General features: G+C 32.7%; 16 protein-coding genes. 10 read left to right on the plus strand and 6 right to left on the minus strand.

From position 1 onward, the window contains the following. Positions 1 to 184 precede the first annotated feature (184 nt). The 3 genes from ACN0WI_RS12030 to ACN0WI_RS12040 all read left to right on the plus strand — a co-directional run bounded on the left by ACN0WI_RS12030 (position 185) and on the right by ACN0WI_RS12040 (position 4,045). Complete coding sequence (locus ACN0WI_RS12030) at positions 185 to 1,309, plus strand: hypothetical protein (protein WP_417887158.1); 1,125 nt, start codon at positions 185 to 187, stop codon at positions 1,307 to 1,309. Positions 1,310 to 1,397: 88 nt separating this feature from the next. Continuing rightward, positions 1,398 to 3,026, plus strand: a complete 1,629-nt coding sequence (locus tag ACN0WI_RS12035; protein ID WP_417887159.1) for an amidohydrolase — start codon at positions 1,398 to 1,400, stop codon at positions 3,024 to 3,026. A gap of 86 nt (positions 3,027 to 3,112) precedes the next feature. Beyond that, a complete protein-coding gene (locus ACN0WI_RS12040; RefSeq protein WP_417887161.1) occupies positions 3,113 to 4,045 on the plus strand; it encodes a peptidylprolyl isomerase in 933 nt (310 codons plus the stop codon). A gap of 79 nt (positions 4,046 to 4,124) precedes the next feature. Here the strand turns inward: ACN0WI_RS12040 and pheT are convergent, their stop codons facing one another. Further along, positions 4,125 to 6,551, minus strand: a complete 2,427-nt coding sequence (gene pheT, locus ACN0WI_RS12045; protein WP_417887163.1) for a phenylalanine--tRNA ligase subunit beta — start codon at positions 6,549 to 6,551, stop codon at positions 4,125 to 4,127. A gap of 101 nt (positions 6,552 to 6,652) precedes the next feature. Beyond that, positions 6,653 to 8,752, minus strand: a complete 2,100-nt coding sequence (gene recG, locus ACN0WI_RS12050; RefSeq protein WP_417887164.1) for an ATP-dependent DNA helicase RecG — start codon at positions 8,750 to 8,752, stop codon at positions 6,653 to 6,655. Between the two features lie 162 nt (positions 8,753 to 8,914). Here recG and ACN0WI_RS12055 point away from each other — a divergent pair, with 162 nt between their 5' ends. Genes ACN0WI_RS12055 through ACN0WI_RS12065 form a run of 3 tightly spaced genes read left to right on the plus strand, consistent with a single transcriptional unit; the run spans position 8,915 to position 12,851 of the window. Next, the gene (locus ACN0WI_RS12055; RefSeq protein ID WP_417887166.1) at positions 8,915 to 11,035 is read left to right on the plus strand and encodes a M1 family metallopeptidase; all 2,121 of its coding nucleotides are present in this window, start codon (positions 8,915 to 8,917) and stop codon (positions 11,033 to 11,035) included. Next, complete coding sequence (locus tag ACN0WI_RS12060) at positions 11,035 to 11,937, plus strand: patatin-like phospholipase family protein (protein ID WP_417887167.1); 903 nt, start codon at positions 11,035 to 11,037, stop codon at positions 11,935 to 11,937. The genes ACN0WI_RS12055 and ACN0WI_RS12060 overlap by 1 nt, the downstream gene beginning before the upstream one ends. After that, the gene (locus tag ACN0WI_RS12065; protein WP_417887168.1) at positions 11,937 to 12,851 is read left to right on the plus strand and encodes a patatin-like phospholipase family protein; all 915 of its coding nucleotides are present in this window, start codon (positions 11,937 to 11,939) and stop codon (positions 12,849 to 12,851) included. The genes ACN0WI_RS12060 and ACN0WI_RS12065 overlap by 1 nt, the downstream gene beginning before the upstream one ends. 42 nt (positions 12,852 to 12,893) lie before the next feature. Here ACN0WI_RS12065 and ACN0WI_RS12070 read toward each other — a convergent pair whose 3' ends face one another. Further along, a complete protein-coding gene (locus ACN0WI_RS12070; protein ID WP_417887169.1) occupies positions 12,894 to 13,415 on the minus strand; it encodes a hypothetical protein in 522 nt (173 codons plus the stop codon). A 211-nt stretch (positions 13,416 to 13,626) separates the two neighbouring features. Between ACN0WI_RS12070 and ACN0WI_RS12075 the strand changes: the two genes are divergently transcribed. The 3 genes from ACN0WI_RS12075 to ACN0WI_RS12085 all read left to right on the plus strand — a co-directional run bounded on the left by ACN0WI_RS12075 (position 13,627) and on the right by ACN0WI_RS12085 (position 16,856). Next, the gene (locus tag ACN0WI_RS12075) at positions 13,627 to 15,951 is read left to right on the plus strand and encodes an ATP-dependent helicase (RefSeq protein WP_417887284.1); all 2,325 of its coding nucleotides are present in this window, start codon (positions 13,627 to 13,629) and stop codon (positions 15,949 to 15,951) included. Between the two features lie 90 nt (positions 15,952 to 16,041). Beyond that, positions 16,042 to 16,230: a DUF2945 domain-containing protein gene (locus ACN0WI_RS12080; protein ID WP_417887171.1), complete on the plus strand. Its 189-nt coding sequence runs from the start codon at positions 16,042 to 16,044 to the stop codon at positions 16,228 to 16,230. Positions 16,231 to 16,235: 5 nt separating this feature from the next. After that, the gene (locus tag ACN0WI_RS12085; RefSeq protein WP_417887173.1) at positions 16,236 to 16,856 is read left to right on the plus strand and encodes an L-threonylcarbamoyladenylate synthase; all 621 of its coding nucleotides are present in this window, start codon (positions 16,236 to 16,238) and stop codon (positions 16,854 to 16,856) included. Between the two features lie 222 nt (positions 16,857 to 17,078). On the opposite strand, the gene ACN0WI_RS12090 is transcribed toward ACN0WI_RS12085, so the two are convergent. The 3 genes from ACN0WI_RS12090 to ACN0WI_RS12100 all read right to left on the minus strand — a co-directional run bounded on the left by ACN0WI_RS12090 (position 17,079) and on the right by ACN0WI_RS12100 (position 19,464). Further along, a complete protein-coding gene (locus ACN0WI_RS12090; RefSeq protein WP_417887174.1) occupies positions 17,079 to 17,924 on the minus strand; it encodes an OmpA/MotB family protein in 846 nt (281 codons plus the stop codon). Positions 17,925 to 18,018: 94 nt separating this feature from the next. Beyond that, positions 18,019 to 19,014 carry a glycosyltransferase family 2 protein gene (locus ACN0WI_RS12095; RefSeq protein ID WP_417887176.1) on the minus strand — a complete coding sequence of 332 codons (996 nt, stop codon included), beginning with the start codon at positions 19,012 to 19,014 and terminating at the stop codon, positions 18,019 to 18,021. Continuing rightward, a complete protein-coding gene (locus tag ACN0WI_RS12100; protein ID WP_417887177.1) occupies positions 19,015 to 19,464 on the minus strand; it encodes a type I restriction enzyme HsdR N-terminal domain-containing protein in 450 nt (149 codons plus the stop codon). Positions 19,465 to 19,548: 84 nt separating this feature from the next. Between ACN0WI_RS12100 and holA the strand changes: the two genes are divergently transcribed. Next, on the plus strand, positions 19,549 to 20,553 hold the full coding sequence (gene holA / locus ACN0WI_RS12105) for a DNA polymerase III subunit delta (protein WP_417887178.1): 1,005 nt from the start codon (positions 19,549 to 19,551) through the stop codon (positions 20,551 to 20,553).

The following is a 20,553-nucleotide window of genomic DNA, read 5'->3' on the forward strand; positions in this document are numbered from 1 at the left end:
TTATAAATAGGCGCTTTTTTAATATAATTATTTGATAAATAGAAAATAAAATTTTCTATTTATATTCATAAACTTTTTAGTTTTGCAACTGTGAATTAACAATAATAAAACATTGGATTTTAAAAAGTGAATGCAATTGTATGTTAATTTGCAATCAATAATAGTCAGAACTTAATATACTTTAATGGCTAAAAAATTTAAACGCACCGATCGAGATCGTCCGTACCTTAATATTTTAGATTTCCTTGTTAAGGAGAAAACTTTTTTAGGTATCGTAATGGTTGGTATTCTTGTAGCTGGTATTGCTACAGGTTTTGGTAGAGCAGCAATGTGGGTTGGTTTTTTCTTCGCAGCATATGCTACAGTTGCTAACGATAGCATACAATCTTTAGGAACATTTATAGAAAGTAATAAAAGCAAAAAGTGGTGGCTTTTATGGCTTTTTGTAGGATCAATATTTCTGGTAACTGTTACCTGGAGTTTTGTGCATAATGATGGGGATGTAACTTACCATAGGTTATTAAATCCAGATGGAACCACAGATTATCCGCATCCGGAACATTTTAGTTTTTTCCAGATTATAGCGCCTTTAGTCTTGCTTATTCTTACAAGAATGCGAATGCCGGTGTCTACAACTTTTTTAATTTTAAGCGTATTTAGTGCTAATACTTCTGGAATAACATCCGTTATAAGTAAAAGTTTATCAGGCTATGTGTTAGCATTTGTGCTGTCTTTTGCAGTATGGTATTTATCATATAATGCTATTCGTAAATACTTTAAGAGTCGAAAATCTCATTCCGGTTGGATGGCTTTGCAATGGATTGTTAGTGGCTCACTTTGGGCAGTTTGGGTAATGCAAGACGGAGCCAATATTGCAGTGTTTTTACCAAGACACCAAAACTTGTTTCAGTTTATCATATTTGCCTTAACTATATTTTTAGGGCTAGGATTACTATTCTATTTACGGGGTGATCGGATTCAAGAAGTAGTAAGTGAAAAATCTAGAATTTCAGATATTCGGGCAGCTACATTAGTAGACTTTACTTATGTATTGCTGCTTATTTATAAACTGTTTATTAGTACCGTTCCTATGAGTACTACTTGGGTATTTTTAGGAGTAATTGGTGGTCGCGAGATTGCTATTAGTTTATCTCGTAAGAAGAAAGGTAAAAAACATAGAAATAAAGCTTTCCGTTTAATTATTCGAGATTTCACCTATGCTTTATTAGGTTTAATTATTTCGGTAGCATTGGCCGCTGCTGCTAATAAAAGTATTCGAGATGCGCTAATACAAAGTATAATGGGGTAATTACTTCATTCTTAATATAAAAAATAAAAAATGTACCTAAACTTAGGTGCATTTTTTATTTTTACATTTATTCATTTTAAATAAAATTATGCGTAGAATTTTTACAATATCAATTATAGTTATTCTTATTAGTTCTTGTACTTCTAAAAAGAAGGTGGATTTAATAGTTACCGATGCTAAAATATATACTGTAGATAAAGATTTTTCAATAGCAGAAGCTTTTGCAGTTAAAGATGGGAGATTTTTAGAAGTAGGTTCTAATTCGGATATTATCGATAAATATGAAGCAACAGAATCTTTAAAGGCAGACGGAAAAGCAATTTATCCGGGGTTAATAGATGCGCATACTCATTTTTATCAGTTAGGAATTCAGCAGCAGAAAGTAGATTTAAATGGAACTTCTTCTTTTGAAGAAGTAGTATCTAGAATAGTTGAATTTCAACAAAAAAATAGTCAAAAATTCATCACCGGTTGGGGATGGGATCAAAACGATTGGGATGTAAAAGAATTCCCACATAAAGATACTTTAGATCGATTATTTCCGGATACCCCAATTGCTATAACTCGAGTAGATGGTCATGCTTTATTAGCAAATCAAGCCGCTTTAGATAAAGCAGGAATTACAACCAAAACTGAGGTTGAAGGCGGGGAGATTGAACAAAAAAATAGAGAATTAACAGGAATAATTATAGATAATCCTGTACAGTTAATTACCGATGCAAAACCTAAATTAAGCAAGTCAGACAATGTTGATGCTTTAATCGATGCACAGAAAATTTGTTTTAAATACGGATTAACAACAGTTGTAGATGCTGGATTAGATCGAAAAATAATCGAATTAATGGATAGTTTGCAAAAGCAACAAGACTTAAAAATTAGAGTCTATGCCATGATTAGTAATACCAAAGAGAACTTAGATTATTACTTAGATAAAGATCCATACAAAACAGATCGTTTAAATGTACGTTCTGTTAAATTTTATGGAGATGGAGCTTTAGGCTCTAGAGGAGCAGCACTAAAAGAAGAATATAGCGATCGACATGGGCATTTTGGAGCGTTGCTCTCTCCAATTAAAACTTTTAAAGAAGTGGCTGCACGTGTAGCTAAATCTAAATACCAGTTAAATACTCATGCTATTGGAGATTCTGCAAATTATGTAGTTTTAAAAACGTATGATTCGTTATTGAAAAACGATCCTAACCGAAGATGGCGTGTAGAGCATGCACAAATTATTGATAAGGGAGATTTTAAATATTTTAGTAAAAATATTATTCCATCAGTACAACCAACTCATGCGACTAGTGATATGTATTGGGCTGAAGACCGTTTAGGTTCTGAGCGAATAAAGAATGCGTATGCTTATAAAAAGTTATTAGATCAAGCCGGAATTATAGCGTTAGGTACCGATTTTCCCATAGAAAAAGTAAGTCCTTTTTTAACTTTTCACGCAGCAGTAGCTAGAAAAGATACTCATAATTTTCCTGAAAACGGATTTATGAAAGAAGAAGCTTTAAGCCGAAAAGAAACTTTAAAGGGAATGACTATTTGGGCAGCTTATGCCAATTTTGAAGAAAAAGAAAAAGGAAGTATAGAACCTGGGAAATTTGCTGATTTTATTATGTTAGACCAGGATATTATGGAAATTAAAGAAGAAGAAATACCAAATAGTAAAGTTTTAAAAACTGTAGTAGGAGGAGAACAAGTGTATTCAAATTAAATGCTATAGTGTCGATTGTCAGAAGTTTACTTCAATAGTTATATTTTTTATAAAATAGTATCTTTGCTAAAATTAAAAAACGAAAGATGGAAAACGGAATATATGCTAAATTTCATACTACAAAAGGAGAAATTTTAGTTGAATTAGAATATCAAAAAACACCGGGAACGGTAGGTAATTTTGTAGGTCTTGCAGAAGGGAATTTAGAAAACGAAGCTAAACCACAAGGAGAGAAGTATTACGACGGATTAAAATTTCACCGAGTAATTCCAGAATTTATGATTCAAGGTGGAGATCCTCAAGGAACTGGAGTAGGTGGTCCTGGATACCAATTTGAAGATGAAATTCATCCTGAGTTAAAACATAATACTCCCGGAAAATTATCTATGGCAAATGCTGGACCTGGAACTAACGGGAGTCAGTTTTTTATTACTCACGTTGCAACACCTTGGTTAGACGGTAAGCATACTGTTTTTGGAAGTGTTGTAGAAGGACAAGACGTAGTAGATGCTATTGCACAAGGGGATAAAATTGAAAAATTAGAGATTGTTCGTGAAGGTGAAGAAGCTAAAAATTGGAATGCAGTAGAATCATTCCGTCAGTTTAACGGAGCAAAGGCAGAACGAGAAGCAGCGGCTAAAAAACAACAAGAAGAGCTTCTAGGTAAATTATCTCAGGGTTTTGAAAAAACAGAAAGCGGACTTCGTTTTAAGATTGAAAAAGAAGGAGAAGGCGTAAAAGCTGAAAAAGGAAAAACAGTTTCTGTACATTATAAAGGACGCCTTGCAGACGGAACTGTTTTTGATTCTTCTTATAAAAGAAATCAACCATTAGAATTCCCTGTTGGAGTTGGTCATGTAATTGCTGGTTGGGATGAAGGTATTATGAAATTAAAAGTTGGCGATCAGGCTCGCTTTGTAATTCCTTCTCATTTAGCATATGGAGAGCGTGGAGCAGGTGGTGTTATTCCTCCAAATGCTACATTAGTTTTTGATGTTGAATTAATGGATGTAAAATAAATAATATCCTATTTGTAAATAAAAAAGGCTGAAATTTAATTATTTCAGCCTTTTTTAATGGATACTATTTTAATAAAATTTAGCGAAGTTCAGCCTTAAGTTCGTTTTCAAAACGATACTGTAATTTGCTCATAATTTTATCTATTTGTTTATCGGTAAGTGTTTTATTTTCATCCTGAAAAGTAAAACTTACCGCATAACTTTTTTTACCTTCCGGAAGATTTTCACCTTCATAAACATCGAAAAGACTTACAGCTTTAAGCAATTTCTTCTCGGTTTGTAAAGCAATTTTTTTAATTTCTGCGTACGATACTTTTTGATCTAATAGCAATGCAAAATCTCTACGTACAGCTGGATGTTTTGGAATATCAGAGAATTTTTTAGTCTGATTTTTAGTAAATTCGATAATAGCATCCCAATTAAAGTCTGCATATAAAACTTCTTGTTCAATATCGAAAGCTTTTAGAATAGACTTTTTGACTACACCAAATTCTACTAATTTAGATTTTGGTGCATTTAATAATAATCCTTCAGAAAAGATATCTGTTTTTGCTGCATCAGATTGTAAGTTTTCGATACCTAAACGCTGTAAAACTGTTTCGATAATAGCTTTAAGGTAGAAAAAAGTACTCTTAGAAGCTTTTGTATTCCAATTTTCTCGAGTTCGGTCTCCACTAATAAATAGCGCTAAATGTTTATTTTCAATTCGCCCATTTATGTAACTATGGTATGTTTTTCCGAATTCGAAAAGTTTCAGGTCTTTTCGTTTTCTGTTTAAATTAAACTTAATACTTTCTAAACCTCCAAATAGCATTGATTGTCGCATTACCGAAAGGTCATTACTAAGCGGATTAAGTATCTCTACATTATAATCACTTTTTAAGTTTTCACTTAAATCGATATAATTTGGTGTAGTTAACGAATTGGCCATAGTCTCATAAAAACCTTGTCCAACTAATTGATTAGCGACTATATTTTGAAGTTTATGATCTTCATATTTTGAAGAAATAGAAACAGAAGCATTAAGTTTTTCGTTGAACTGTATGTTGTTATACCCGTAAACTCTAAGTATTTCTTCAATAACATCAGCTTCACGTTGTACATCTACCCGGTATGAAGGTATGGTAAGTCCCATTCCTGTTTCGGTGACATTATTTACGCGAATTTCTAAAGAAGCAAGAATAGATTTTATTGTTTCTTCTTCAAGATTTTCGCCAATTAGTTTATTAACTTTATCAAAGGTTAAGAATACTTGAAAATCTTCAAATTTCTTTGGGTATAAATCATCAATATCACTGGTTATTTCTGCTCCTGAAAGTTCTTTAATAAGCAAAGCTGCGCGTTTTAAAGCATATTCGGTGATACTAGGATCGATTCCTCGTTCAAAACGGAAAGAAGCATCGGTATTTAATCCATGGCGTTTAGCTGTTTTACGAACACTTACCGGATTAAAATATGCGCTTTCTAAGAAAATTTGTGTTGTGTTTTCAGAAACGCCACTGTGTAAACCGCCAAATACACCTGCAATACAAAGTGGTTTTTCTTTATCGCAAATCATTAAATCTTCTTCATGAAGTTCGCGTTCTACTTCATCTAAAGTAGTAAACTTAGTACCTGCTTCAACGGTTTTTACATGAATTTCATTACCGGTAATTTTACTAGCATCAAAAGCATGAAGCGGTTGTCCTAAATCGTGCATTACAAAATTAGTAACATCAACAATATTGTTTTTTGGAGTAATTCCAATCGCTTTTAATCGATTTTGCAACCATTTTGGAGAAGGGGCTACTTTAACATCGCTTATGGTAACACCACAATAGCGAGGCGCTAAAGAAGAATCTTCTACGGTTATAGGAATTCGTAAACTTCTGTTATCTACATGAAAACTGCTTACAGAAGGTGTAATAAGTTCTAATATTTTTTTTTGTTGTTGGTATCCAGCTTTTAAATCTCTAGCAACACCCCAATGGCCCATAGCATCGGCACGGTTTGGAGTTAGCCCAATTTCAAAAACCTGATCGTTCTCAATTTCAAAAATCTCCGCAACAGGTGTGCCAGGGATTAAGTCTTCTTGCATAACCATAATACCATCGTGGTTATCTCCTAATCCTAATTCTACTTCGGAGCAAATCATTCCGAAGCTAAATTCGCCTCTAATTTTACCTTTTTTAATTTTCCATTCTTCACCTTTTTCATCGTAAAGAACAGTACCAATAGTAGCTACAGGAACTTTTTGGCCTGCAGCAATATTAGGTGCTCCACATACAATTTGTACTTCTTCGCCATCGCCTAAATTTACTTTGGTGATATTTAGTTTATCGGCATTAGGATGTTTCTCGCAGCTAAGCACATGGCCTACTACAATTCCTTCTAAACCACCTTTTACACTTTGAAAACTTTGGATTCCCTCTACCTCTAAACCAAGGTCTGTTAGTAATTCGCCGGTTTTTTCGGCATCTTCAGGAAGCTTTATAAATTGTTTTAACCAGTTGTATGAAATTTTCATCTAAGTAATTTTACAATCTACAAAGATAGTATTACCAATTATTTTGGCATAATCTAAGGTTTGTAAAATACAGCTCTTTTTAAAGAATTTTCAATTTCTTTTTAAGAGATATAATTCCAGATATTTTGATGCTTGGCTAATTGGCCATAGGTGAATCGTAAAATTTTATTTTTAGGTAGCGCAAGTTTAGGATCTTCTTTTAGAATATGTTGAGCTGTATGTCGTGCTGTTTTTAACAAATCGTTATCTTTTACAATATCTGCTATTTTTAAATTGAGTACACCGCTTTGTTGTGTTCCCATAATATCACCAGGGCCACGAAGTTTTAAATCGACTTCTGCTATTTCAAACCCGTCGTTGGTAGCTGTCATGGTTTCGAGACGAGTTTTACTATCGTTTGATAATTTATGGCCTGTCATTAATATACAATAGCTTTGTTCGGCACCACGCCCAACACGACCGCGGAGCTGGTGTAACTGAGAAAGTCCAAATCGTTCTGCACTTTCAATAATCATCACACTGGCATTAGGTACGTTTACACCAACTTCAATAACCGTGGTAGCAACCATAATTTCAGTTTTTCCTTCTGCAAAGCGTTGCATTTCGTAATCTTTATCGGCCGGTTTCATTTGGCCATGTACAATAGATATTTGATAATCCGGAAATTCTCTAGCAATACTTTCGTAGCCATCCATTAAATCTTTATAGTCCATTTTTTCAGATTCCTGAATTAGTGGATACACCACATAAACCTGACGACCTTTGTCGATTTCTTCTTTTAGGAAACGGAATACTTTTAATCGGTTACTATCAAATCGATGTACTGTTCGAATTGGTTTCCTACCCGGTGGTAATTCGTCGATTACCGAAATATCTAAATCGCCATATAGACTCATTGCTAGCGTTCGTGGAATTGGAGTGGCCGTCATCACTAAAACATGAGGAGGAATTTTATTTTTTTGCCATAGTTTTGCACGTTGTGCAACTCCAAACCGGTGTTGCTCATCAATAATAGCTAAACCAAGATTTTGAAATTTTACTTTATCTTCTAATAATGCATGTGTCCCAATAAGAATATCGATTTCTCCATTTTCTAATTTTTCATGTAATTCTCGTCGATATTTAGCTTTAGAAGAACCGGTTAATAAATAAATGGAAATATCCATTTTTTCGCAAAGTTCCATTAATCCTTGATAATGCTGAATGGCTAAAATCTCGGTAGGAGCCATTAAACAAGCTTGAAAATTATTATCGATAGCGATAAGCATACTCATTAAAGCTACAATGGTTTTACCTGAACCTACATCACCTTGCAATAATCGGTTCATTTGAGCTCCTGTTCCCAGATCTGCTCGAATTTCTTTAACCACTCGTTTTTGAGCATTTGTTAATTCGAATGGTAAATGGTTTTTATAAAATCCGCTAAAGTTATCGCCAATTTCACCAAAAATGAAGCCTTTTATTTTATTCTTACGAAGTTGATTTTTAAGTAATAATTGTAATTGAATGTAGAAGAGCTCTTCAAATTTTAGGCGAAATTCAGCTTTAGCTAATAAGTCGGTATTTTTAGGAAAATGAATATTAAAAAGCGCTTCTGCTTTTGAGATTAGTTTAAAATCGTTTACAATATCATCGCTAAGTGTTTCGAAGAAATTCGCTTTTGTTTCAGTAAAAAGTTGTTGCAACATTTTACTGATTACCCGATTCGAAATACCTTTTTTTTGAAGCAATTCTGTAGACGGATATATAGGCTGCATGGCAGGCCTCAATTGCGTTTTATAATCGGCAAGCGTGTCCATCTCAGGATGTGGCATACTAAACATACCGTTAAACCAATTTGTTTTTCCAAAAACTACGTAGGGTGTATTTGGTTTTAAATTTTCACGAATCCATTTATGGCCTCTAAACCAAACTAATTCTATCCGTCCTGTTCCATCTTCAAAATCGGCAACTAAACGTTTTCCTCTTTTTTGCTCTACCGTTTTAATATGCGTAATCTTACCAACTATTTGGACTTCTGCGGAGCTTTGTTGTAATTCAGCAATTTTATAAAACCGAGTTTTATCTAAATATCTATTTGGAAAAAAATTAACTAAATCTTGATAGGTATGAATACCTAGCTCCTTCCGAAGCACGTCTGCTCGGTTTGGACCAACGCCCTTTAAATAATCTATTGGAGTTTGTAAGATAGAAGCCTTCATGAAGGCGAAGATATTAAAATGTCTAATTTTATAATTAATTCGAAGCTATTTTATAGAATTTCTTAAAAAAATGCCGCTTAATTTTTAGAAAGAAGGCTTTCAAAATGTAATCCAATGTTAATTTTTGTAATTTGCCATATCTATACAGATTTGTGAATAAGTATGAAGAAATTTTTTTATCCGTTTTTTGTATTTCAAACACTTTTAGTAACTGCACAATCCGCTTCTACAGAAGATCAAGTAGATGTTGTCGATTTTAAATCGGTAGATGCAGAGCTTACAATACACCCCGAATCTAAAATGATTTCTGGTGCTGTTAATTATTCTTTTGAAGTGCTAAAACCCGTAGATTCTATTTTTATAGATACTGAAAATATGCAATTTCAAGAAGTTTTATTGAATGGTGAAAATGTTGATTTTAGAGTAGGGAATGATAAAATTTGGATTCGAAAATCACTTGCTGCTTCCAAACAAAATACAATCGATTTAAAATATTCTGGAAGTCCAAAACAAACCATGTACTTTATAAATTGGGATAAACCAGATTCTGAAGAAATTAGTAAACAGATTTGGACACAAGGGCAAGGAAAATACACATCTAATTGGTTGCCAAGTTTCGATGACATGCGAGAAAAAGCAATTTTTAATCTTTCTATAAACTTCAATAAAGGTTATCGAGTAATTGCTAACGGAGCACTTGAAAATACAAAAATGCTTAACGATTCCATCAAACAATGGAATTTTAGCATGGAAAAACCGATGAGTAGCTATTTAGTAGCTATTGCAATTGGAGATTTTAAAAGTAAAGAAATTAAAAGTGCAGCGGGTATTCCTATATCGTTGTTTTACGAAGCTAAAGATTCTAGTTTAGTAGAGCCTACTTATCGATATTCGAAGAAAATATTCGATTTTTTAGTATACGAAATAGGTACTCCTTATCCGTGGCAAAACTATAAACAAGTACCGGTAGAGAATTTTTTATATGCCGGAATGGAAAATACAGGGCTAACTATTTTTTCTGAATCGATGTTAACTGATAGTATAGGTTTTAAAGATCGGAATTTTGTAAATGTAAATGCTCACGAATTAGCCCACCAATGGTTTGGAGATTTGGTAACTGAAACCGAGAGTGAAAACCACTGGTTACAAGAAGGTTTTGCTACGTATTATGCATTACTAGCGGAGCGTGAAATATTTGGTGACGATTATTTTTATTGGAAGTTGTTTGAGGCAGCCGAAAAACTTAAAAGTTTAAGCGATTCAGGTAAAGGAGAAGCGTTGCTAAACCCAAAAGCCAGTTCGCTAACCTTTTACCAAAAAGGGGCTTGGGCTTTGCATATTTTACATGAAAAGATTGGCGATGAAGCATTTAAAAAAGGAATAAAAAACTATTTAGAAAAGTATAAATTTAAAAATGTAACAACAACCGATTTCTTAACAGAAATGGAGAAAGTGAGTGGTGAAGATTTAACTCAGTTTAGAAAAGATTGGTTAGAACAAACAGCATTCAAATCGAATACGGCATTAGTTTCTTTAAAAAAATCACTTTTCTTGCAGAAGTATATGAAAATTGGCGGATTAAGAGAAAAGCCTATAGCTAACAAATATGATGTTTTAAATGAAGCTTTACATTTTCCGGTAAACGATTATATTGGTCAAGAGGTAGTTTTACAATTACAAAGTCATACTTCACCTGAAGCTATACAGTTATATAAAAAAGCATTTGCTAGCGGTAACTTATTTGTGAGACAGGCAATAGCTTCGTCTAGCATGCAACGAATTCCGGAAGAATTAAAAATAGAATACGAAGATTTATTAAACGACGATTCTTATTTAACCAAAGAATATGCGCTAATGACGCTTTGGACCAACTACCCGGAAGAGCGTGCTAAGTATTTAGCCAAGACTAAAAGCGTAATAGGCTTTTACGATAAAAACGTACGTATATTATGGCTTACGTTAAACTTGGTCACTCCAGAGTATGATGCTGGAAATGAACAAGCAGTTTATGGTGAGTTATCCGGTTATACCGATGAAAAATATCCATTTGAAGTTCGCGAAAATGCTTTTGGTTACTTATACCAAATCGATTCGTTTTCAGACCAAAGTTTGCAAAGTTTAATGAAAGGAACACAACACTATACGTATAGCTTTCGTAATTTCTGTAGACAATTACTTGCAGAACTTTTAAAAGAAGAAAAGTATCAGCAAAAGTTACAATCCTTATCAGGTACTTTTTCTAAAAAAGAACAAAATTATTTGCAATCCCAACTTTCTAAATAATGCGAGCATTAGTAATTTCAGGAGGAGGAAGTAAAAGAGCATTTGGCGGTGGCGTAGCGCAGTATTTAATTCAAGAAATGAAGCGCGATTACGATATTTACGTTGGTACTTCAACTGGAAGTTTACTTATTTCGCATTTAGCGTTACAGGAAGTAGAAAAAATTAAAAAGGTTTATACTTCCGTTAATGAGTCGAGTATTTTCAATAATCGTCCTTTTTTAATTAAAAGAAAACATGGTTACGATCAAATTAGTATTAATCATTTCAACGTACTTCGGAATTTACTAAAAGGAAAGAAAACTTTTGGGGAAAGTAAAAACCTAAGAAAACTTATTGCAAGAACACTTACTGAAAATGAATTTCAGCAATTAAAACAATCGAATAAAGATGTTTTTGTAACCGTTTCTAATATCTCGTTAAACGAAGTAGAGTATAAATCAATTAAAGATTTCGGCTATAAAGATTTTATAGATTGGCTCTGGATTTCTTGCAATTATATTCCGTTTATGAGTTTGGTTCAAAAAAGTGGATGCGAATATGCCGATGGCGGATTTGGATCTATGATCCCTATTGAAGAAGCTATAAAAAGAGGCGCTACCGAGATTGATGCTATTATTCTAAAAACAGAAGTAAGCCATTTAAACCGCTTACCTTCAAAAAATGTATTTGGATTAATAACTAATTTATTTGATTTTGTAACAAATCGAGTTGAAAATCAAAATGTTAAGATTGGTAAATTTGTAGCAGCTAACAAAAATGTAATTATAAATTTCTATTATACACCTACTGTTTTAACTACGAATTCGCTTATTTTTGATGAAGAGAAAATGAAACGTTGGTGGAAAAGCGGTTTTGATTACGCAAAATTAAAAAACGAAGAATTAAATCAAATACAACCTTAATGCGAGCATTGGTAATTTCGGGAGGAGGAAGTAAAGGAGCTTTTGCAGGAGGTGTAGCCCAGTATTTAATAGAAGCTGAAAAGAAAAAATATGATCTTTTTTTGGGAACTTCAACTGGAAGTTTGTTAATACCACATCTAGCCGAAGGTAATCTTGAGAAGGTTTATGAACTTTATACCAACGTAAATCAGCGTAAAATATTTAGCTTAAATCCATTTATTGTAAAAAAGAAAGAAGGTCGTGAATACGTAACCATTAATTACTTTAATATGTTTTGGCAGTTTCTTAAAAAGAAACGAACCTTCGGAGAAAGTAAGAACTTACTACGCCATATCCGAAGAAATTTTTCAGAAGAAAATTTTGAGAGTATAAAAAATAAGGTAGAAGATGTGGTAGTTACCGTTTCTAATTTATCAAAAAATAGGGTAGAATATAAATCCATTCATGATTTTTCGTACCAAGATTTTTGTGAATGGATTTGGATTTCCTGTAATTATATTCCGTTTATGAGTTTGGCCACAAAAAACGGGTATGAATATGCCGATGGCGGATTAGGTTGTGTAGTACCCATTCGGGAAGCTATTAGAAGAGGAGCTACAGAAGTAGATGCTATCATTTTAGAAGCTGAAAATATGGAGTATAATAAAGTTTTGGGTAAAAATCCATTTAGTTTAATGCTGAATTTATACAGTTTTGTACTCGATCAAGTAGAGTACCACGATATTATGGAAGGAAAACTTGCTGCGTTAAATAAAAATGTAAAATTGAATGTTTTTTATACCCCTACAAAACTGACCGAAAATTCATTGGTTTTCAATAAAAAGTTAATGACCGATTGGTGGCAACAAGGTTATGCGTATGCAGAACGTAAAGTGAAGCAGGACAAAGTAATGCAGAAAAAGACAAAAGCGTAAACTTTTCTTGTACTCATTTTTCTATAAAAATATATAGTTAAACTACACAAACTCTCTAACTTCAGACTTTACAAAACTAAGCGCAGCTACAGTCGGAGAATCTTGATCCATTAGTACCGTTAACACTTTTTCCTGAAGCATTGCAGCATTTTCAACCTTATTATCTGCGGCAGTTTGGCGAATTAAAGAAATTGTTGCGTTTTTAGCCGTTTTTATATAATTCCAACATTCATTTGATACATAAATTTGTTGTGCTAAATTATGTTCAAATTCCTGATCTATTGCAGCAATTAAAGTATTCGAATACTTAATTTTATCGGTAGTTTCTGGCCGTATTCTTATTAATAAATTCCCTGGAGAAATACGTTCTAAAAATAAGGCCATTCGTTCGTAAGCTTGTAATTTAAGCGGAAGTGCTGTTTTCTGAGTTTCTTGATGTAATAAAAATCGTCTTCTCCGATTTTCATTTTCAGAATATGTTTTAAAAAAATAAAATGCCACACCGCCTACAATTAGTGCCGGTAACGTATTATACAATAGTTGTAATAAATCTGAATTGTTCATAGTAATCGATATTCTAAGAAACGAATGTATTTTTTTTAAAGTTAAATAAAAAGTTAGGTTTTAAAACTTTAATTTGTTTTAGAAATTATAGTTGTTAGAGTTTTTTTGATTTTGAAAATCTATTCAGTGATAGCTGTTTAAAACTATTCTGAAGCCGAGTTTAGATTTTCATTCATTTTGGTTAATTTCACGTTTTTAAAAATTGAAGAGATTGGAAGCTTATTTAGCCGAGTTAAATGAAGCCCAAAGGGCGCCAGTATTACAGATTGAAGGACCTATGATTGTTATTGCCGGAGCCGGCTCTGGGAAAACACGGGTGCTTACTTACAGAATTGCATACCTAATGAGTAAAGGGGTAGATCCGTTTAATATCTTATCGCTTACTTTTACCAATAAGGCAGCTCGAGAAATGAAACATCGTATTTCTCAGATTGTAGGGACTAGTGAAGCCAAAAATTTGTGGATGGGAACCTTTCACTCCATTTTTGCTAAAATTTTGCGTTTCGAAGCCGATAAATTAGGTTATCCTTCTAATTTTACTATTTACGATACTCAAGATTCGCAAAGTGTTATTCGAGCTATTATTAAAGATATGCGTCTCGATAAAGATGTGTATAAATATAAACAAGTATACAGCCGGATTTCTTCTTTTAAAAATAGCCTGATAACAGTAAAAGCCTATTTCAATAATCCAGAGTTGGTAGAGGCAGATGCAATGAGTAAAAGGCCGAGAATGGGCGAAATTTATCAGGAATACGTTAAGCGATGTTTTAAAGCTGGAGCAATGGATTTTGATGATTTATTGCTGAAAACAAACGAGCTTTTAAATCGGTTTCCGGAAGTACTTCAAAAATATCAAAACAGGTTTCGGTATATTTTGGTAGATGAGTATCAGGATACCAACCATTCTCAGTATTTAATAGTGAAAGCACTTTCCGATAAGTTTCAAAACATTTGTGTTGTTGGGGACGATGCTCAGAGTATTTATGCATTTCGAGGAGCTAATATTAATAATATTTTAAATTTCCAGAAAGATTATGAAGGCGTAGAAATGTATCGGTTAGAGCAGAATTATCGATCAACCAAAAATATTGTAAATGCAGCCAATTCGATAATCGATAAAAACCAGACTAAACTTGAAAAAATAGTTTGGACAGCTAACGATAGTGGCTCGAAAATTATAGTAAACCGACTTCTTACAGATGCTGAAGAAGGTCGTTATGTGGCAAGCTCTATTTTTGAAAATAAAATGCAAAATCAGTTAACAAACGGAAATTTTGCAATTTTATATCGAACCAATGCCCAAAGTAGAGCAATGGAAGATGCACTCCGAAAAAAAGATATTCCATATCGAATTTATGGAGGCTTATCGTTTTATCAGCGTAAAGAAATTAAAGACGTACTGTCTTATTTACGATTATTGATTAATTCAAAAGATGAAGAAGCGCTAAAACGTATTATTAATTATCCGGCAAGAGGAATTGGTGCTACAACAATGGATAAATTAAGTATTGCAGCCAATAAATATGGAAAATCAATTTTTGAAGTGATCGAACATCTCGATCATTTAGAAGAAATCAGAATTAATAAAAGTACGCGTACCAAGCTAGACAATTTCGTAAATATGATTAAGCATTTTACGATTTTGGCTGAAAATGCAGATGCTTTTACAGTGGCCGATACGGTTGCTAAAAAAACAGGATTGCTACAAGAACTTAAAAAAGATGGAACTCCGGAAGGTGTTGCCAGAATTGAGAATATAGAAGAATTACTCAACGGGATTAAAGATTTTGTAGAAGGACAAAAAGAATTAGCAGATGCTAACGGATCGATTGCTGAATTTTTAGAAGATGTAGCATTAGCAACCGATTTAGATAAAGATACCGGAGACGATGATCGTGTGGCTTTAATGACGATACATTTAGCTAAAGGATTAGAATTTCCGTACGTATATATTGTTGGGATGGAAGAAGATTTATTTCCATCAGGAATGAGTATGAATACTCGATCTGAATTAGAAGAAGAACGCCGATTATTTTATGTTGCAGTAACACGAGCTGAAAAGCAAGCTTATCTTACCTACACACAAAGTAGGTATCGTTGGGGTAAATTAGTAGATGCCGAACCAAGTCGTTTTATCCAAGAAATAGATGGGGAATATCTTGATTATATGATTCCTCAAGATGATTATAAGTATAAACCTTTAATAGATACTGATATTTTTGGTGATGAAGTTGATAAATCTAAATATCGCCAGAAAAAACCTAAAACAGGAACGCCACCACCTTCTCATAAACCAACCGAAGATCAATTACGTAAATTGCGAAAAGTAAGACCGGCAGCTTCCGAACCTACCAAAGCAACTAACAATATTCAGTTAGAAGTAGGAAATTCGGTAGAGCATATGCGTTTTGGTAAAGGAAAAGTATTGGCTATTGAAGGAGTAGGGCATGATAAAAAAGCAGAAATTCACTTTGAAAACGGAGGGATAAAAAAATTATTACTACGTTTTGCTAAGCTGAAAATGCTATCCTAAAATAGGAGTTAAAATTCTGTTATTCTCTAGCCTTTTTGTGGCTTTCTTTTTAACTTCATCAAGAAAATAATGATTTAAAAAGGGAGCAAAGTGAAGTGGAAATGGAATAATGGTATTGCATCAGGTAAAGTTATGGAAACCTATACAGAAGAAATAACTAAAACCATAGGCGGTAGTAAAATTACCCGAAAGGGAACGCAGGGAAATAAAGCGCTTTGTATAGAACAAAAAGACGGAAGTAAGGTCTTAAAGCTTGAACAAGAAGTAGAGAAAGTATAATTATTATGGCAGAACTTATTCGTATTTATGAGGAAAATCCTAACCCAAAAGAAATAGACAAAGTTGTTAAAGTACTTCGTAACGGTGGATTAGTTATTTATCCAACCGATACAGTATATGGATTAGGGTGCGATATTACTAATGTAAGTGCATTAGAGAAAATTGCACAACTGAAAGGAGTAAAATTAGACAAAGCAAATTTTAGTTTTATTTGTCATGATCTAAGTAATTTATCCGATTATGTGAAGCAAATAGATACCGCAACTTTTAAAATATTGAAGCGTTGCTTGCCTGGACCTTATACATTTATTCTGCCGGGAAATAATAAATTACCTAATGTATTTAAAAAGAGAAAAACTGTAGGGATTCGTGTTCCAGATAATGAGATTTGTCGGAAAATTGTACAAGAACTAGGTAATCCAATAGTTTCTACTTCTATTAAGGATGAAGATGAAGTTATTGAATATACTACCGATCCGGAGCTAATTCAAGAAAAGTGGGATAACTTTGTAGATATTGTAGTAGATGGTGGATACGGAGATAATGTAGCCAGTACAGTGATAGATTTAACAACTAGTGATCCAGAAGTACTTCGTGAAGGTAAAGGAAGTATAGAAATAATGTAGTAGTTAGTTGTATGATTTAAGGAGAACCTCGGCTAATAATCGAGATTTTTTAATTTCTTTTTTAATGTTTAGTACGTTAAGGAAAAGGGGGATTTCCTTAATTTTCACTCATAAAACTGCTTTTTTAAAAGCAGAATAGTTTAGTATTCAAATGAGTTTTAAAATAAAAAAGCCACGCTATATATAGCGTGGCTTTTTTTATAATAGAAAATTGTATTCTAATTAGTTACTTGCTTCAGAAGCTTTTTCCATTCCTTCTTCAATCATTCCGTAGAATTGGTCTAATTTAGGAAGTACAACAATTCTTGTTCTTCTGTTTTTAGCTCTACCTTCAGCAGTTTCGTTAGAAGCAACTGGTTTGTAGTAAGATCTACCAGCAGCAGTCATACGCTTAGGATCAACGTTAAATTCATCTTGTAAAACACGTACTACAGAAGTTGCTCTTTTTACAGATAAATCCCAGTTATCACGGAACATTGAAGTGCTGATTGATTTATCATCAGTATGTCCTTCAACCATAAACTCGATATCTGGTTTGTCTTTAATTACTGTAGCTACTTTACCAAGTACTTGTTTAGCTTGGCTAGTTACGTTGTAACGTCCACTATCGAATAATAATTTGTCAGAAATAGAAACATATACAACTCCTTTTTCTACATTAATTTCGATATCTTCATCGTTCATGTTACCTAAAGCACCTTTTAAGCTAGTTACTAATGCTAATGTAACTGAATCTTTTTTGTTGATAGCATCACGCATGCTTTGGATAGCAAGATCTTTTTCTTTGATACTTTCTAAAGAACGCTCTAAGTTTTCTGCTTCTTTTTTAGAAAGAGTTGCCAAATCGCCTACATTATTAAGTAAAGCTGCATTTGTGTTATTAAGAACTTTAATGCGCTCTGTCATTTCATTTTTATCTTCAAGACACGCATTTAATTTAACCGTAGCTGTATTTAATTGGTCTTGAGTTTCTTTTTGTTTTGCTTCTAAATCTGAGTATTTCTTTTTAGAAACACAAGATGATAATAGAATAGCCACAGTGGCTGATAAAAGCATGATTTTTTTCATAACTTGATAGTAATTATTGTTAATGTTAGATTTTCCAAAAATATCAAAAAAAATTAAAGCTTAAAAGTAGTTGTTTCAATACTTTTATAGAACTTTATATTAATTTTTTGAATGTTTTTTTATTTTTTATAAAATATGTTATTATTATAGAATTTATATTGTAATAATTTGTTATTTTTTTGTTGCTACTACGTTTTTTATGCATTTTCAAGAAATTTTTATAAAAGCTACTATGTGCTTTTGCAACTGCAAGGAAATGTTGAAATTCTCCCCCAATAGCAAATTTCATTGCAGCTATTCCATCCCAAACCATTCTAAAAAATAAAATGGACCATAATTTATTTTTGGGAAGATTTTTTGTGAGCATAAAAAGGCTATTTCTAAAATTCAAATATGTCTTTTTAGGACTCATTTTATTTAACGTAGCTCCTCCGAGGTGATAAACGCTAGACCGACTAGTATATTTTATAGAGTACCCATTATTTTTTAAACGCCAGCAAAGATCTATCTCTTCTTGATGTGCAAAAAAATCATTATCAAAACCGCCTGCCTCTTTAAAGGCTTTATTTCTAATAGCTAAACATGCACCGCTTGCCCAAAAAATTTCAGATACATCGTTATACTGATTAATATCTTCTTCTAAGGTATCAAAAATTCGTCCACGACAAAAGGGATACCCATATTTATCTATAAAACCACCGGCTGCTCCGGCATATTCAAAATAATTTCGATTATTATAATCTAATAATTTAGGTTGAACAGCGGCAGTGTTAGCATCTTCTTTAAAAATAGATAGAATAGGAGTAAGCCAGTTTTTGGTTACTTCAACATCACTATTTAGTAATATAAATATATCTTCAGTAAGGTGTTTTAGAGCTTCATTATAACCTTTTGCGTATCCGCCATTTTCTGTATTCAGAATAAGTTGAATTTGCGGATAGTTTTCTTTTAAAAACTTAATAGAAGTATCTGTAGAAGCATTATCTGCTACATAAATTGTAGCTTCCGGGCTAAATTGTATTACGGATGGTAAAAATAGTTCTAAAAGTTTTTGCCCATTCCAATTTAAAATAACTACCGCGGTTTTCATTTAATTTGGATTATAGGGTGGTATTTCTTGTAGAAATTCGTATTTAGCTTCTTGATAATTCATTTTACAAAAGTAATGGGATAATCCGTTTGTTACCATTAAATAGGTAGCGTTTAACGTTAAATTATATTGTGCAATTTGATCGAAAACTTGTTGTGTTATTTTTATATGCGGTGCTTTGCATTCTACAATTAAGTGAATACTACCATCGCTATTATACACTACAATATCGTATCGCTTTATTAACTTTCCTAGCTTCAGTTGTTTTTCAACATTAATTAAACTTTTTGGGAAGTTTTTTTCTTTTATTAAAAACTGAACACAATGTTGGCGTACCCATTCTTCTGGAGTTAGGATGATGAATTTTTTCCGGAGTTCGTCAAAAACAGCTATTTTATTTTGACTATTTTTGAACCTGAAATTATAAGTTGGAAAATTAAGCACTATCATAAGTATTCAAAAATACTAAAGAATATATATTCTGAAAGAGCTGCTGCGTAAAAATAATAAAATCTTTAAAAGATTATTTTTTTAATGGACGAAGTAAAAAAAATTGTTGCTGATATAAAAAAAGGAAGTATTGCGCCTATTTATTTGTTAATGGGAGAAGAAACCTATTTTATCGATAAAATTGCTTCTTACATTGAAGGAAATGTATTGCAAGAAGAAGAAAAAGGCTTCAATCAAATAATTATGTATGGCCGAGATACTAATATCGATGAGGTTGTGGGAAATGCGAAACGTTTCCCTATGATGGCCGAACGTCAGGTAATTATAGTTAAAGAAGCTCAAGATTTAGCTAGAACAATCGATAAATTAAGTGCCTATGCAGAGCAACCACAGCGCTCTACTATGCTAGTATTATGTTATAAATATAAAACACTCGATAAGCGTAAAAAATTGTATAAAACCATTCAGAAGAATGGCGTTATTTTTAATAGTAAAAAACTATATGAAAATCAGGTAGCTGATTGGATAGTTAAAAACCTTAATGGTAAAAATCTGAGTATTTCACCTAAGGCATCGCAAATGTTGGTAGAATTTTTAGGGACAGATTTAGGGAAAATCGATAATGAATTACGAAAATTACAATTAGTTTGCCAACCGGAAACCGAAATTACTCCGGAGATAATAGAGGTGAATATAGGGATTAGTAAAGATTTCAATAATTTTGAATTACGAAAAGCAGTAGGGTTAAAAGATGAAGTAAAAGCGCATCGCATTATTAATTATTTTGCCGATAATCCGCGCGATAATCCTTTAGTTGTTACCATCTCATTACTGTTTGCTTACTTTTCACAGTTGTTACAATATCATGGTTTACCCGATAAATCTAAAATGAATGTAGCTAAGCAACTTAAAGTAAATCCTTATTTTGTGAGTGATTATGCGATAGCGGCTAAAAATTATCCCATGAAAAAGGTAAGTCATGTAATCTCAGTATTACAAGAAGCCGATATTAAAAGTAAAGGAGTTGGGGCAGTAAATTTAGCTTCAGGAGATATATTAAAAGAAGTTTTAGTAAAAATAATGCGATAA

This window comes from Zunongwangia sp., assembly GCF_048269745.1.
In the GTDB taxonomy this organism is placed as follows: domain Bacteria; phylum Bacteroidota; class Bacteroidia; order Flavobacteriales; family Flavobacteriaceae; genus Zunongwangia.